At 69.4% G+C, this 12,868-nt stretch carries 11 protein-coding genes and 3 pseudogenes; 7 read left to right on the top strand and 7 right to left on the bottom strand.

The window, feature by feature from the left end; genetic code table 11:
- Together AC1UKG_RS18035 and imm40 are read left to right on the top strand one after the other, a co-directional pair.
- Positions 1-271, top strand: a pseudogene (locus tag AC1UKG_RS18035) (hypothetical protein); the annotation flags it as partial.
- Between the two features lie 2 nt (positions 272-273).
- The gene (gene imm40 / locus AC1UKG_RS18040) at positions 274-639 is read left to right on the top strand and encodes an Imm40 family immunity protein (RefSeq protein WP_155244874.1); all 366 of its coding nucleotides are present in this window, start codon (positions 274-276) and stop codon (positions 637-639) included.
- A gap of 499 nt (positions 640-1,138) precedes the next feature.
- Here the strand turns inward: imm40 and AC1UKG_RS18045 are convergent, their stop codons facing one another.
- Positions 1,139-1,702, bottom strand: coding sequence for a GntR family transcriptional regulator (locus tag AC1UKG_RS18045; RefSeq protein ID WP_482642081.1), 564 nt, complete (start codon positions 1,700-1,702; stop codon positions 1,139-1,141).
- 154 nt (positions 1,703-1,856) lie between these two features.
- Here AC1UKG_RS18045 and AC1UKG_RS18050 point away from each other — a divergent pair, with 154 nt between their 5' ends.
- Positions 1,857-1,982 (top strand): hypothetical protein, encoded by a 126-nt coding sequence (locus tag AC1UKG_RS18050; RefSeq protein ID WP_018743111.1) that lies wholly within the window; start codon positions 1,857-1,859, stop codon positions 1,980-1,982.
- 40 nt (positions 1,983-2,022) lie between these two features.
- Here AC1UKG_RS18050 and AC1UKG_RS18055 read toward each other — a convergent pair.
- Both AC1UKG_RS18055 and AC1UKG_RS18060 read right to left on the bottom strand, forming a co-directional pair.
- Positions 2,023-2,196 (bottom strand): annotated as a pseudogene (locus AC1UKG_RS18055) (DDE-type integrase/transposase/recombinase); the annotation flags it as partial.
- 50 nt (positions 2,197-2,246) lie between these two features.
- Positions 2,247-2,303: pseudogene (locus AC1UKG_RS18060) on the bottom strand (hypothetical protein); the annotation flags it as partial.
- Between the two features lie 1,172 nt (positions 2,304-3,475).
- Between AC1UKG_RS18060 and AC1UKG_RS18065 the strand changes: the two are divergent.
- Positions 3,476-4,699, top strand: a complete 1,224-nt coding sequence (locus AC1UKG_RS18065) for a nucleoside hydrolase (RefSeq protein ID WP_475891030.1) — start codon at positions 3,476-3,478, stop codon at positions 4,697-4,699.
- Positions 4,700-4,857: 158 nt separating this feature from the next.
- On the opposite strand, the gene AC1UKG_RS18070 is transcribed toward AC1UKG_RS18065, so the two are convergent.
- From AC1UKG_RS18070 to AC1UKG_RS18085, 4 genes are all read right to left on the bottom strand, one after another.
- Positions 4,858-5,835, bottom strand: a complete 978-nt coding sequence (locus AC1UKG_RS18070; protein ID WP_475891026.1) for a tyrosine-type recombinase/integrase — start codon at positions 5,833-5,835, stop codon at positions 4,858-4,860.
- Positions 5,836-5,912: 77 nt separating this feature from the next.
- Complete coding sequence (locus AC1UKG_RS18075) at positions 5,913-7,253, bottom strand: DNA-protecting protein DprA (protein WP_029123207.1); 1,341 nt, start codon at positions 7,251-7,253, stop codon at positions 5,913-5,915.
- A gap of 19 nt (positions 7,254-7,272) precedes the next feature.
- Positions 7,273-8,793: a YifB family Mg chelatase-like AAA ATPase gene (locus AC1UKG_RS18080; RefSeq protein ID WP_018743117.1), complete on the bottom strand. Its 1,521-nt coding sequence runs from the start codon at positions 8,791-8,793 to the stop codon at positions 7,273-7,275.
- A 15-nt stretch (positions 8,794-8,808) separates the two neighbouring features.
- Positions 8,809-9,165, bottom strand: a complete 357-nt coding sequence (locus tag AC1UKG_RS18085; protein WP_018813634.1) for a YraN family protein — start codon at positions 9,163-9,165, stop codon at positions 8,809-8,811.
- 418 nt (positions 9,166-9,583) lie between these two features.
- Here AC1UKG_RS18085 and AC1UKG_RS18090 point away from each other — a divergent pair, with 418 nt between their 5' ends.
- The 3 genes from AC1UKG_RS18090 to tsf all read left to right on the top strand — a co-directional run bounded on the left by AC1UKG_RS18090 (position 9,584) and on the right by tsf (position 12,758).
- Positions 9,584-10,516, top strand: coding sequence for a hypothetical protein (locus AC1UKG_RS18090; RefSeq protein WP_026271208.1), 933 nt, complete (start codon positions 9,584-9,586; stop codon positions 10,514-10,516).
- Between the two features lie 458 nt (positions 10,517-10,974).
- The gene (rpsB, locus tag AC1UKG_RS18095; protein ID WP_475891024.1) at positions 10,975-11,841 is read left to right on the top strand and encodes a 30S ribosomal protein S2; all 867 of its coding nucleotides are present in this window, start codon (positions 10,975-10,977) and stop codon (positions 11,839-11,841) included.
- 89 nt (positions 11,842-11,930) lie between these two features.
- Positions 11,931-12,758 (top strand): translation elongation factor Ts, encoded by an 828-nt coding sequence (tsf, locus tag AC1UKG_RS18100; protein WP_482642082.1) that lies wholly within the window; start codon positions 11,931-11,933, stop codon positions 12,756-12,758.
- Positions 12,759-12,868 lie beyond the last annotated feature (110 nt).

Raw genomic sequence — 12,868 nt, forward strand, 5'->3', positions numbered from 1 at the left:
GGAGTGGCCGGACGCTAATCCGCTTCAGGGCACGCGGTACACGGAGAAGGTTCAGGAGCAGATCAAGAGTGGCGATGACCATGCATTCCCCGCGTCAATTGATACCTTGCCAACGATGCGGGATACGTCGATGGTTAAGGGGGGCGACGGCATTCCGCGTCTGCATGTGAAGCTTCCCGGCTCCGTGAATGGTACGAGGGGTACGTTCCATTGGATTGTTGAGTCTGATGGTTCGATTAACCATCGATTCTTTGATCGAAGGATGAAGTAACCATGGCCAGCGAAGCTCAGTCCAATATGCTCAGTTTGCTGCCTCCTGACCTGGCTGGACTTGCCTTTGATCTCAGTACGGTCGCTGGATCGAAGGAGTACTGCTTTCCCCTCGCTGCAGCTCCTGCGGTGCTCAATATACTCTTGATGAACGGTGTGGCTGTGCTTGGCGGAGACCTTTGGGACTTTGAGAATGGCGAGTACTACCCGTCAGGTGAGAACTGGTACACGGAGTCTGTGGAAGGGGAGCCGGCAGAAATTCGTGAGGCGCGAGTTGGAGCGACCGCAAGGCAATTCTTTGCCCGCTATGCGACTGCGGGCGAAAAGCGAGTCACGTTCGTCGTGAGGTCCAACCCAGCAGCCTCCTGATGCTTCAAGTCGGAATCAATGCGGATGCGAAAGATTGAGCCAACGAGTTCGCATTCTGCGATGATGCGACGGAGTGGCTACGAAACCGGAGGGTGACGAGTGGTCGTACAGGTTGCTCGTGGTTGACCGACGTTGCCGTCACGGTTGCCGTCATGGGCTGACGCCTCATGTGCATGCATCGATTCAATTCCTGCCGTCTGCCACAACTTGTGATCATGGTCTGGGAATTGCGGCGGTGGCGTGCGGCGTCAGCGGTGCGGCGTCGATCGCCGGCAGCGCGTGGAGGGCTGGTGTCGTGAAGCGATCGTCACGGCCCTCACCCCCGCTAAGGCTCTTGATCGGCTCGAGGTTCATGGTTCTCTTGCGTGGGCGCGTGCGCGCGTGGCCGTAGGCTGTAGCGCGTGCGCGCGGCCCCGGCTTCGGCCGGGCCCGCCCTCTTGATCCTGTAGAGCAGTTTTGAGCCAGTCGGATCTTGGCCGAGGGCCTTGGTCTGGCTGGCTTACTGCTTGGGTGCGCGTTTGCGGTTGCTGCGGGGGCGCTTGGTGGGCGGCGCGGGCTGGTCGTCGTTGCTGGGCCTTCGGAGGTGTTCGGGCTGTTGGGCGAAGTGGCCTCGGTCGGCTTGGTATTTGATCACTTCGTCGATGAGGTCGTTGTTGGTGTCGGCGTGGTGCAGTAGGTCGTGTAGGGCTGCGTTCTTGTCGTCGGCGGTGCGGGCGTGGTGGTAGCGGATGGTGATGGCTTGCTGGTCGGCGAGGTAAGCGGCGACTCGGTGGCGTAGGTTGGGGTCGTCGATGGGTTCGCGGAGGACACCGCCGCGGAGGAGGTCGAAGGCGTCGGGATGGACGAAGGTGCCTTTGCCGGCGACGCTGTAGGTGATGCGTCGGTGTTGGAGTTCGCGTAGTGCGCGTTGGGCGGTCATGGAGGCCACGCCGTAGAGGTCGGCCATTTTGCGGGCGGACGGTAGTGGGTCGTTGGGGTTGAGGCGTCCGTCGCGGATCTGGTCGAGGATGTCGTCGACGACCTGCTGGAATAGGGCTCGCTTGTCGTCTGGGTCGTGGGCCATGCGCTGATCGTAGCTATCACGAGCTGATCAGGCGAGACAGGCGTCACATGACACTCGTGTTCCCAAACTCTTGACCGTCCCAGGTGTCACGTGACACCTTATGTGCACGGGACGCACGCCGCAGTGGCGTAGACCGGAGTAGGGGAGATAACGCATGTTGGTGTTGCCGATTGATGGCAGCCAGACGCTGCTGGTGCTGGCTGTGCCGGCGCCGCAGTTCAAGGACAAGGCCAATGGTGTGGCCGCGACTGATCGGGTCACGGGTGAGCCGAACACCTAGAATCGGCCCAGGTAGCCGGTGTGGCAACGACTCCTTGAACCTAAGTTGGCAGCCCCCTGTCGCTGTGGAACACCACCGGGCCGGCCGGGCGTCGTGATACGACGGCGTTGGACAGGGCCTGGGCGGGCAGATCGGTGCGTAGATGGTCGGCGACGGCCCAGCCGACCACGTGGCGGGTAGCCAAGTCGATGACGGTGGCCAGGTACAGCCAGCCGTGCGCATCAGCCGGGCGATCCGTTTGCGGGAGTGCCGCCGGCCTTGCGCGCGGAGTTCGGCGTGAACCCGTGGAGAGCCGTGGGTGCCGGCCGAAGCCTTATGCACCTCAGCGATCCGCTCGGCCAACTCGGTGTCGACCCGCTGACGGGGCGACGGGCCGCGGCGCGGTGCTGGTAGTACGCGGACCGGGAGACCTTCAACAGCTCACAGGCACGCTTCACGTTGCCCTGCTGCGCCCTTGTCCGCCTCGATGAACGGGTACACGTTCACCGGGTCTCCTTCGCGAAGAAAGCCGTGGCCTGCTTGAGAATGTCCACGTCCTCACGCAGCCGGCGGTTCTCTTGCCGCAACCGCGCCAGCTCCTCGCGCTCCGCGCTGGCCAGCCCGTCCGTACGGGTGCCGGCGTCGAGGTCGGTCTATTTGGCCAGTCCCGGACCGCCGCCTCCGTCAAGTCGAAGTCCTTCGCGACCTGACCGACCGTACGGTCACCCCGCCGGCACACCTCGACGATCTCTCCGCCTTGAACGCCGACGCGGTCGGCATGGCTTTTTCCCCATGCCTTCCATGATGAACATCCTCCCGAGGGCCCACAGCCCCCTGATCTCGGATGTCCGTCAAACCGGGTCAGGCCCAGAGTTCCTCCGGTAGCTCCTCGGGCATTGCCTGCCAGTGGGCTGGCTTGTGGCAGGGTCTGCCATTCGCTCGTCCGGGTTACGGACGTGGGGCAGGTTGACGCCCGGCTGCCGGATATCGGTGTCTGCGGCAACGCCCCGAAGGTCCACCCGATCCGGTCAAACCTGAGATAACGCCGTGCTAACTCTCAAAGACTGGATACAGTGACGCCTGACAGTGTTCATGAACAAACCTCGCGTGGCTGCGCATCTAGCCCCGTATCGCATCGATATGCACTATCGGTATCGCTTGGTGCCGGCGGAACTTCGAGTCCAGGCACCGGCCTTAGCAAGGGGTTCCGAGGCGCCAATCTTTACACCCAGGGAGTGATGCTGATGTGGAAGATGATACGTCCGACGAAAAGTCGCGCGTCCACGATTGCTGCCGGGGCGCTTGCCTGCACGGTGGCTGCCGGTGTCGCGAGCAGTATGCCGCACGCGCTCGCCGATCCCACGTCGCCGTTAGCGCCGGAGAGCTCCCCGACAGTGCAGAATGATGGTCGGGGTGCCCCCGATCGTGGCCGTTACGTCCCGTCGGTTCCCCCTTCCGTGGAGCCTCAGCATCGGGGTGATCGGCAACGTGAGCCCGTGCTCTTCTCTACCGATATGTCGATGGGGCTGACCACGGGCTCCCGTAACGGTATGTCCACCTCGGTCCCGGATATTGACGACTCGTACGCGCTCGCCCTTGCGTTGGCTCACGGGGTTGATGTGCGAGGCGTTGTGGTGACCATGGGAAACTCGATGGCCACGCCCACTGTGGTAACCGCCCAGGCGACGGTTGACGCACTCGGTGCGGATATACCCGTGGTGCAGGGGGCGGAGGTCTGGTTGCCGGTCGAGGCCCAGCAGACCACCGGCGGCGCGGATCTGACCGGCACCTGCGTCAACGATGGCGTCCGGTTCATGGCCGACCAGCTGCGGGAGACCGGCGGGCTGACGATCCTGGCGATTGGGCCGTTGACCGACGTGGCCTGCCTGACCATGAACTTCCCGGAAGAGGCCTCCCTTATCTCCCGGATCGTCGCCCTCGTCGGCAGTAAGCCGACGACAGTGTTCGAGATTTTCGGCACCCCGCTGGTTGACTTCAACTACATCATGGACCCGCGTGCCGAGCAGATTCTCCTAGACGAAACGAACATTCCTTTCACGGCCATTACCTTCGACCTCTCCTCGCTGGCGCCGATCCCGATCCCGGAGTTGGAGCGGCTGGCCACCAGCACGGACCCGCTCGCGCGTTTCTACGGCGAGTCGTCGATGCCGCGCCTGGAGATGTTGAAGGAGACAGACTTCGGCCCCGCGTACCCGATTTTTGACGCCGCCGCCGCATGGCATCTGATTCGGCCGCAGGACCAGGTGTGTCAGCAGGCGGGTTATCGACTGAAGACCGGATCGCCGGCAACAGCGGAGGCCGGGGAAACAGATATCTACGACTGGTTCTCGCCTGAGATCACCGAAACCCGGCAGGTCATCTCGTGCACGGGTTTCACGAGTAGGGCGGCGGCGGGCCGCTACCAGCATGCGATTCTTCAGGCCGTTGGTGGAGATGGGTGGACCGACCGGGATGTCCTTCTGAACGAGGAGGGGCCGCTGCGGACCGACGAGTGGTCCGCACCGACCACGGGACCCCTGCGGACCGACGAGTGGTCCGCACCGACGGACACCGGGCCACTGCGGACCGACGAGTGGGCTGCGCCGACGGACACCGGGCCGCTGTGGACCGACGAGTGGGCGCTCCCGACCGAGGAGGGGCTCCTGCAGACTGAGGAGTGGGCGCTTCCCACCGAGGAGGGCGCCACCTGGGATGAGGAGGGTGTTGTCCCGGAGTAATGGGAGCCCCGCCGAGCACGGGCTACGTCCCCACGCCGAGTGGCTGGGTACGTAGCCCGTTCGCGTCAGTGTTGGCCGCCGTGACCGTGGGAGCGTCGTGGCGGATGCCCCCCTGGCGTACCCCGCAGGAGCGACGGGCGAACATCGCAGCCGTCGGCTCACGCCCGGGGGTGGGCCTGCCGGTATGCGGCCCGCAGCCGCTCGACCGACACGTGGGTGTAGATCTGGGTACTGGCCAGCGAGGAGTGCCCGAGGAGTTCCTGCACCGCCCGCAGGTCCGCGCCCCCCTCCAACAGGTGGGTGGCCGCCGCGTGCCGCAGCCCGTGCGGGCTGGTCCGGGGCAGGCCCGCCGCGGTCGCGTACCGGCCGACGATCTCCCGCGCGGTGGTCGGGTTGAGCCGGCCGCTGCGCGCCCCGAGCAGCAGCGCGTTCGCCGACCGAGCCCCGACCAGTCGGGGACGGCCGTGGCGTAGCCATGCGTCGAGCGCCCGTTGCGCCGGGATTCCGTAGGGCACGCTGCGTTCCCGGCCCCCTTTGCCGAAGACTCGGAGTACCCGCCGGCCCGGGTCCACGTCCACGACGTTCAGTCCGCACGCCTCACTGACCCGGACCCCGGTCGCGTACAGCAGCTCCAGCAGCAGGTGGTCTCGCAGCCGGGCCGGGTCGGCGACTTCCGGCGGGACGTCGTCGGTCGGCTGCTCCGGGGGCGCCGCGTGCGCCGCCGCCAACAGGGCGGCGGCCTGATCAACCGGGAGTACGGCGGGTAGCTCCCGGTGGGCGCGGGGACTGGCCAGGCCGGCGGCGATGTCGGTCGGCAGCCGGCCGTCGCGGTGCGCCCAGGTGCTGAAGGTGCGGGCCGCGGCGGCCCTTCGGGCCAGTGTGGTCCGGGCGGCTCCCGTCGTGCGCTGCCGGGCCAGCCAGCTGCGGATCTGTGCCAGCGTGAGGTCGGCGGGGGTCTGGGCTCCCGCCCGTACGGCGTGGTCGAGCAGGCCGATGACATCGGTGACGTACGCCCGGACGGTGTGGGCGGAGCGGTTCTGGACCTGGGCCAGCTGGGTCGCGAAGTCGTCCGCCGCCTCGCGTAGCGGCGCGGGCAGCGCCGCGTGTCGCGCTCGGGTCGCGTCGCCTCGCTTCACCGGCGGGCCTCGCACCAGCGGGTGAGCCGGCCCGGCGGACCGATGGTGAGCTGCTTGTCGGCGTGCACCCGATCAGCCTACGGGCGCCTTGCCGGCCGCTGCGGCCCCGACGGATCCTGCGGCGCTGACGCCTTCTGAAACATCAACGGCTCCTGCCGCGTCAGCGGGGGCGAGAGCCCGTATCCGTCGCCGCGTCGGCTGACCAGGCCCAGCTCCTCGAGGAGGGCCAGCTTGCGTAGCGTTGTCCGGGCCCCGACCCCGGACCGGGCGGCGATGTCGTCAACTCCGCGCACGCCTCGCCGGGGCAGCGCCTCCAGCACCATCGTGGACTCGTCGTCGAGCTGGTCTCGTACCCGCACGGGACCCCGGACCTGTGGTGCCAGGTCCTCGCCGATGCGGCCCACCTCCTCGAGCACCTGCGCGGGGGAGACGACCAGCCGGGCCTCCGGGTACTGCCGAAGCAGCTCGTGCGCCCCGACGGACACGGTGGAGGTGACCGGGCCGGGCACCACCATCGCCGGCCGGGCGATCGCCAGGGCCCGGTGCATCGTCTGGGTCGCTCCGCTGCGGGCGGCGGCCTCGACCAGCACGCTGCCCCGGGTCGCCGCGGCGATCACCCGGTTGCGGATCAGGAACCGGGGCCGCAGCGGATCCGCTCCCGGTATCCACTCGCTGACCAGCAGCCCGGTGTCGGCGATCCGGTCGAAGAGGGCGGTGTTGCCCATCGGGTACGGCCTGTCCAGGCCGCAGGCGAGCACGGAGACGGTCAACCCGCCGGCGGTCAGCGCCCCCCGGTGCGCGGCGGCATCGATTCCGAATGCCCCGCCCGACACGACCGTCCAACCCCGTTCGGCCAGTCCGTACGCCAGCTCGGTGCTCACGTGGAGGCCGTAGCCGGTCGCGGCCCGGGCGCCCACCACCGCGACCGACCGGTCCAACGTCTCGGCCAGGGGGTGCCCGCCCCGCACCCAGAAGCAGAGCGGTGGGGCGGTCTCCCGGTCGACCCGGCGGGTCGAATCCGCCAGCACGAGGCGGCGTAGGTCGGCGACGGGCCATGGCCACTCGTCGTCGGCCGGCGTCACCAGCCGGGCGCCGAGGCGGTCGGCGCGCTCGAACGCCGCTGCGGCTACGGCCAGTGGGTCTCCGGCCGAGAGTCGGGCTGCCACGGTTTGCCGTAGGGCGTCCTCGGGGGCGCCGCCCTCCCGCAGCAGGGTCAGCGCACCAACCGCGCCGTGCTGCTCGACCAAGCTGAAGACGGAGCGGTTACCCGGTTCGGCGATCCAGGTCAGCGCCACCCGGGCGAGGCGGTCGGCGTCGAGCGCCGCCGCGGATCGGTCACCCGTCGGATGTCGTATCCCGGTCGGCTCGGGACTTCCCACCGGCCGGGAGCCCCCGCCGGCCTCTCTCCAGGCGGTCACCGTGCCGCTCCCCAGGGGTTCACAGCGCTTCCCCGGTGCGTAGGCCGATCGCCTCCCGGACGTCCTCGGCGTCGGGGCGCTGCCGACCGTCCAGGTCGGCGATCGTCCACGCCAACCGGAGAACCCGGTCGAAGCCCCGGGCCGAGAGTGATCCCCGGTCGAGCCGGGCACGGAGCTCCCGGAGGTCCCGGCCGGGCAGGCACCAGGGTGGCCGCCGCAGCACCGGCCCGGGTAGTTCGGCGTTACTCCGTGGGCCGAGGCGGGACCAGCGGTCGAGGGCCGCCGCGCGGGCCGCCGCGACCCGGGTGGCCACCACGCGTGACGACTCACCGCCGGAGCTCACCTGCATCAGCTCGGCGGCGCGCATCGGCCGCACCGTCACCTGGATGTCGACCCGGTCGAGGAGTGGGCCGGAGAGGCGGCCGAGGTAGCGGCGTCGGGCGAGCGGGGTGCAGTCGCAGGAGATGTCCCCGGCCGGCTTGGCGCAGGGACAGGGGTTGGCGGCCAGGACGAGCTGCACCCGGGCCGGGTATTCGGCGGTGCCTCGGGAGCGGGCCAACCGGACCCGGCCGTGCTCGAGTGGCTGCCGGAGGGCGTCGAGCGCGCGCCGGTTGAACTCGGGAACTTCATCGAGCAGCAGCACGCCCCGGTGGGCCAGGGATACCGCGCCGGGGCGGGCGAGGCCGGAGCCACCACCGACCAACGCCGAGACCGTGGCGGTGTGGTGCGGCGCCTGGAACGGTGGTCGTCGGATCAACTGCCCACCGGAGGGCATCAGGCCGGCGATCGAGTGCAGCGACGTCACCTCCATCGCGGCGTCGTCGGGCAGCTCGGGCAGGACCGACGGGAGCCGTTCGGCGAGCATGGTCTTGCCGGCGCCGGGCGGGCCGAGGAGGGCGAGGTGGTGGCCGCCGGCGGCGGCGATCTCCAGGGCGCGCCGGCCCAGACTCTGGCCGGCGATGTCGGCCAGGTCGAGGGTGGGGGTGGGGTCCGCCCGGCGGGCCTGGGGTGGCTGCGGCAGGGGGGTGCCGTCGGTGAGGAAGGCGGCCAGCTGGCGGAGACTGCGGACGGGGTGGACCTGGATGCTGGGGATCATGGCCGCCTCGGTGGCGTTGTCGAGGGGAACGACCACCCGGTGGTGGCCGGCGCGGGCCGCGGCGGCGACCATGGGTAGCGCGCCGCGGACGGGACGGACGGTGCCGTCCAGGCCCAGCTCGCCCAGGAGCACCACCTGATCCAGCGGGGCCAGCGGTAGCTCCCCGGCGCTGCCCAGCACCGCTACCGCGATCGCGAGGTCGAAGCTGGAGCCGTGTTTGGGCAGGGTGGCGGGGAGCAGGTTGATAGTGATCCGGCGGTTGGGCCAGGACCGACCGGAGTTGACCACTGCGGCCCGGACGCGGTCACGCGCTTCGTGCAAGGCGGTGTCCGGGAGGCCGGTGATCGCCACGGTGGGCAGACCGGGGGCGAGGTCGGCTTCGACCTGCAGCACATGCCCGGTGACCCCGACCAGGCCGACGCAGCGGACCCGGGCGTAGCTCATCGGTGCGAAACCATGTCAGAAGGCCCCTTTCAGGTGCTCGATGCGGGGCGGGCCACCGGTGAGGCGGATGGAGAGCACGTCGAAGCGCACCTCGTCGGCCCGGGTGCCGGTCTCGGCGAGCCAGCGGCCGGCGAGAAGACGTAACCGGCGGGCCTTGGTGCCGGTGATGGCCGCGGCGGGGGTGCCGAAGGTGTCGGTGCGCCGGGTTTTGACCTCGCAGATGGCGAGGACCGGGCCGTCCCAGGCGATGATGTCGATCTCGCCGTGCGGGCAGCGCCAGTTGCGGGCCACCGGCTGTAGTCCCGCCGTGATCAGGTGTCGGAGGGCGCAGCGTTCTCCGTATGCGCCCACCGACTGGTTGTGTCTGCTCATGCCTGGCACGGTGCCCGGGCTGGCTCCGCGTTGTGGTGCGGGCGGGGTGGACCTGTGGACGACGGGAGCGCCTGTGGACGAACAGACGATCAGGCTCTCACCGTGCTAAAGCGACGATCAGGTGCGGCTGCCCGCCAGCACTAGGTCACCGGTTCGCTATCCGGCACGAGCAGGGTCAGTGTCAATGGGTGCCGTTACCCGCCTCTCGCCGGGCAAGGGCGACGATCAAGCTCTCGCCGGCCAGGGAGATCGCCTTCGGCGGGCGCGGTGGCGAGGTGTGTGGTGTCGCCGCCAGCGGCGTTCGTGGCCCACAACCGGCGCGGTGGTTGGAGTGGAGCGCCTCGGTGGCCACTTAGAGTGACGGCCAGATGACAAAGATTGGTGAGTTGGTGCAGGCCGGGACCGGCTACCCGGCGAAATGGCGTCCGGGCAGTCGGTCGCATACGGTGCCGACGTGGACGGACGACGGAGTTTCACTGAAGATCAGGAGTCGCGTTGGTACCACGACGACCGGGAGCGGGGTTATCAGGAGCCGACGTGGCGGGGTGAGAGCCGCTACAGCGAGGGGGACCCCCGGGGCCTCGAGCAGGGCGGCGGGAAGAGCCGGTACGGGGACTTGGGCGACGGGCGGGGAGGGCTCGGCAGCTCGGAGGACTCCGGTGCGTTTCGGACCAGCGAGGACGACTCCGGACGTTTCAGCGCCACGGGCGCGTACGGGGACGCCCGGTCCGAGGCCGAGGGCTACCGGGCGAGCCGCTCGCGGCGGGCTGCCGATCCGGAGAACACCGGCGACACCGCTACTGACCGGCCGGGGCGGCGCTCGCGGGAGGCACGTGACCAGCTCTCGGCCTCCAGCGCGGACGCCTTCGGTGGGGCCGGCCCGGTCGCGGAGCCGGGGCGGCCGGGCGCACTGGGTGGGTACCCGATCGTGGAGCCGAACCGCCCCGCCGACGAGGCGGTGAGCCCGTTGGAGCAGCCGACCGGAGCGATGCCGCCGGTCGGGCCGCGCGGTGATCTGGCGCCCGCGGTGGCGCCGGCTCCCCCGGCGAGCGACGGTGTCTATCGGACGCGCCGCCCGGCGTTGGCGGTCATCTTCGCCGTCCTGGTGCTGGCCTTCGAGGTGCCGGCGCTGCGGGTGCTGCTGGACGGGATGACCGGGGAGCTGGCGGTGGCGAACGTGCTGGCCGGGATGTTCCTCGTCAGTGGGGTGCCGATCTTCGCCATCGGCCTGTACGGGCTGCGTGCCGGTGGGTTGGCGTTGCCGGATGGTCGCGGTTGGCTGCGTCCGCCGACAGCCCATCTCACCGCCGGTCTGGTGCTCTTCGTGGCGGCGGCACTCGCGGTCGGTTGAGCGGCTGGTCGGGCTGGCCGCTGGCTGGTCCGGCCCGCGTGGCCGGTCAACGCCGGTCGGGCTGGCTGCCGGTCAACCCCTGGTCCGGCAGCCGGTCACACCCTGGCCTGCCCGGCGGGCCGACCTTGAGCTTGCCCGGTCGGTCAACCCGGGCTCAACGTGACCCATGGACCCGGCCCCCACGCGGCCGGCCAACGCCAATCCGGCCGCGTTGGGGCCGACGACAATCCCGGCGTTGCGGCCCTTACTCCCGAACGCGGGGTTAGTGGGCGGTGGCGTACACTGGTCGACTGGCGACCGCCTTGCGCGGTCGACCTCGCGCGCCCTCTCCGCGGCTTGCCGTGGGGCGGCGGCTCCCTGGTCCCGACCTTTGGGTCGGGCCCACCACGGCCGACGACCGGGCGCCAGGACGCCCAGCCGCCGGCCGGGCGGAACAACCAGGGATGCAAGGAGTAACCATGGCCGTCGTGACCATGCGCCAGCTGCTCGAAAGTGGTGTCCACTTCGGGCACCAGACCCGGCGCTGGAACCCGAAGATGAAGCGTTTCATCTTCACCGAGCGCAACGGTATCTACATCATCGACCTGCGCCAGACCCTCGACTACATCGAGAAGGCGTACGAGTTCGTGCGCGGCACGGTCGCCGAGGGGGGCAGCATCCTCTTCGTCGGGACCAAGAAGCAGGCGCAGGAGGCGATCGCCGAGCAGGCGACCCGGGTCGGTCAGCCGTACGTCAACCACCGCTGGCTCGGCGGCATGCTGACCAACTTCCAGACGGTGTACAAGCGGCTCCAGCGGATGAAGGAGCTGGAGGCTCTCGGTGACCTGAGCGGCACTGCGGCCGGCTACACCAAGAAGGAGACGCTGCAGCTCAACCGCGAGAAGGGGAAGCTGTCGCGTACCCTCGGCGGTCTGCGGGACATGCAGAAGCTCCCGGCCGCGATCTGGGTGGTCGACACGAAGAAGGAGCACATCGCCGTTGACGAGGCCCGTAAGCTGGGCATTCCGGTCATCGCGGTGCTCGACACCAACTGTGACCCGGACGAGGTCGACTACCCCATTCCGGGTAACGATGACGCGATCCGCTCGGCGGAGCTGCTGACCAAGGTCGTGGCCGCCGCCGTCGCCGACGGTCTGATCGCCCGCTCCGGCCGCCGTCGGGGCACTGACGAGAAGCCGGAGGCGGGGGTCGCCACCGACGAGCCGTTGGCCGAGTGGGAGCGCGAGCTGCTCGAGGAGCCGAAGAAGAGCGACGAGCAGCCGGCGAAGGCCGACGAGCAGCCGGCGAAGGCCGACGAGCAGCCGGCGGCAGCCGCCGCGGAGTGACCGCCCACCCGCCCCGGCCGTTCGGCCGGGGTCTGGGTAGATCGTCATCCAGACCACCCACCCGCAGTCTCACCACTGAAGAGAGAGTCATGTCCAACTTCACCGCCGCGGATGTCAAGAAGCTCCGCGACCTCACCGGCGCCGGCATGATGGACAGCAAGAAGGCGTTGACCGAGGCCGAGGGCGACTTCGACAAGGCTGTCGAGGTTCTGCGCGTCAAGGGCGCCAAGGATGTCGGCAAGCGGGCTGGCCGGACCGCCGCCAACGGCTTGGTCGCGCACTCCGGCAAGGCCCTGCTGGAGCTGAACTGCGAGACGGACTTCGTTGCCAAGACCGAGAGCTTCGTCGCGCTGGCCCAGCAGCTGGTCGAGCACGGCGAGCGCACTGGCGTCAGTAACGCCGAGGAACTGCTGGCCAGTGAGATCGATGGCAAGGGCGTCGCCGAGCTGGTCCAGGAGCAGTCCGCCAAGATCGGCGAGAAGCTGGTGCTGAACCGGTTCGCGAAGCTGGACGGCACCGTCGCGGTCTACCTGCACCGCAAGGCGCAGGATCTGCCGCCGGCCGTCGGCGTGCTGGTGCAGTACACCGGCAAGACCGACGAGGCGGGTGACGCCGACGCGCGCGGTGTGGCGATGCAGATCGCCGCGATGCGTCCGCAGTACCTGAGCCGGGACGAGGTGCCGGCGGAGGTCGTCGAGTCCGAGCGGCGCATCGCCGAGCAGACCGCCCGGGAGGAGAACAAGCCCGAGGCGGCGCTGCCGAAGATCGTCGAGGGCCGGGTGAACTCCTTCTTCAAGGACTTCGTCCTGCTGGAGCAGGCGTCGGTCACCGACAACAAGAAGCCGGTGCGGCAGGTTCTGGCCGAGGCCGGTGTTGAGGTCACCCGCTTCGTGCGGTTCGAGGTCGGCCAGGCCTGAGCCGAGCCGGAGCGCTTGCCGGCGCTCGGGACGGGAACATGGACGAGGAGGTCGCCGGTGTACGTGTCAAGCACCGCGGCCTCCTCGTCACATAGGGTCGGTGGCGGCAA

This window comes from Salinispora sp. CH2A1_6 (assembly GCF_056820975.1).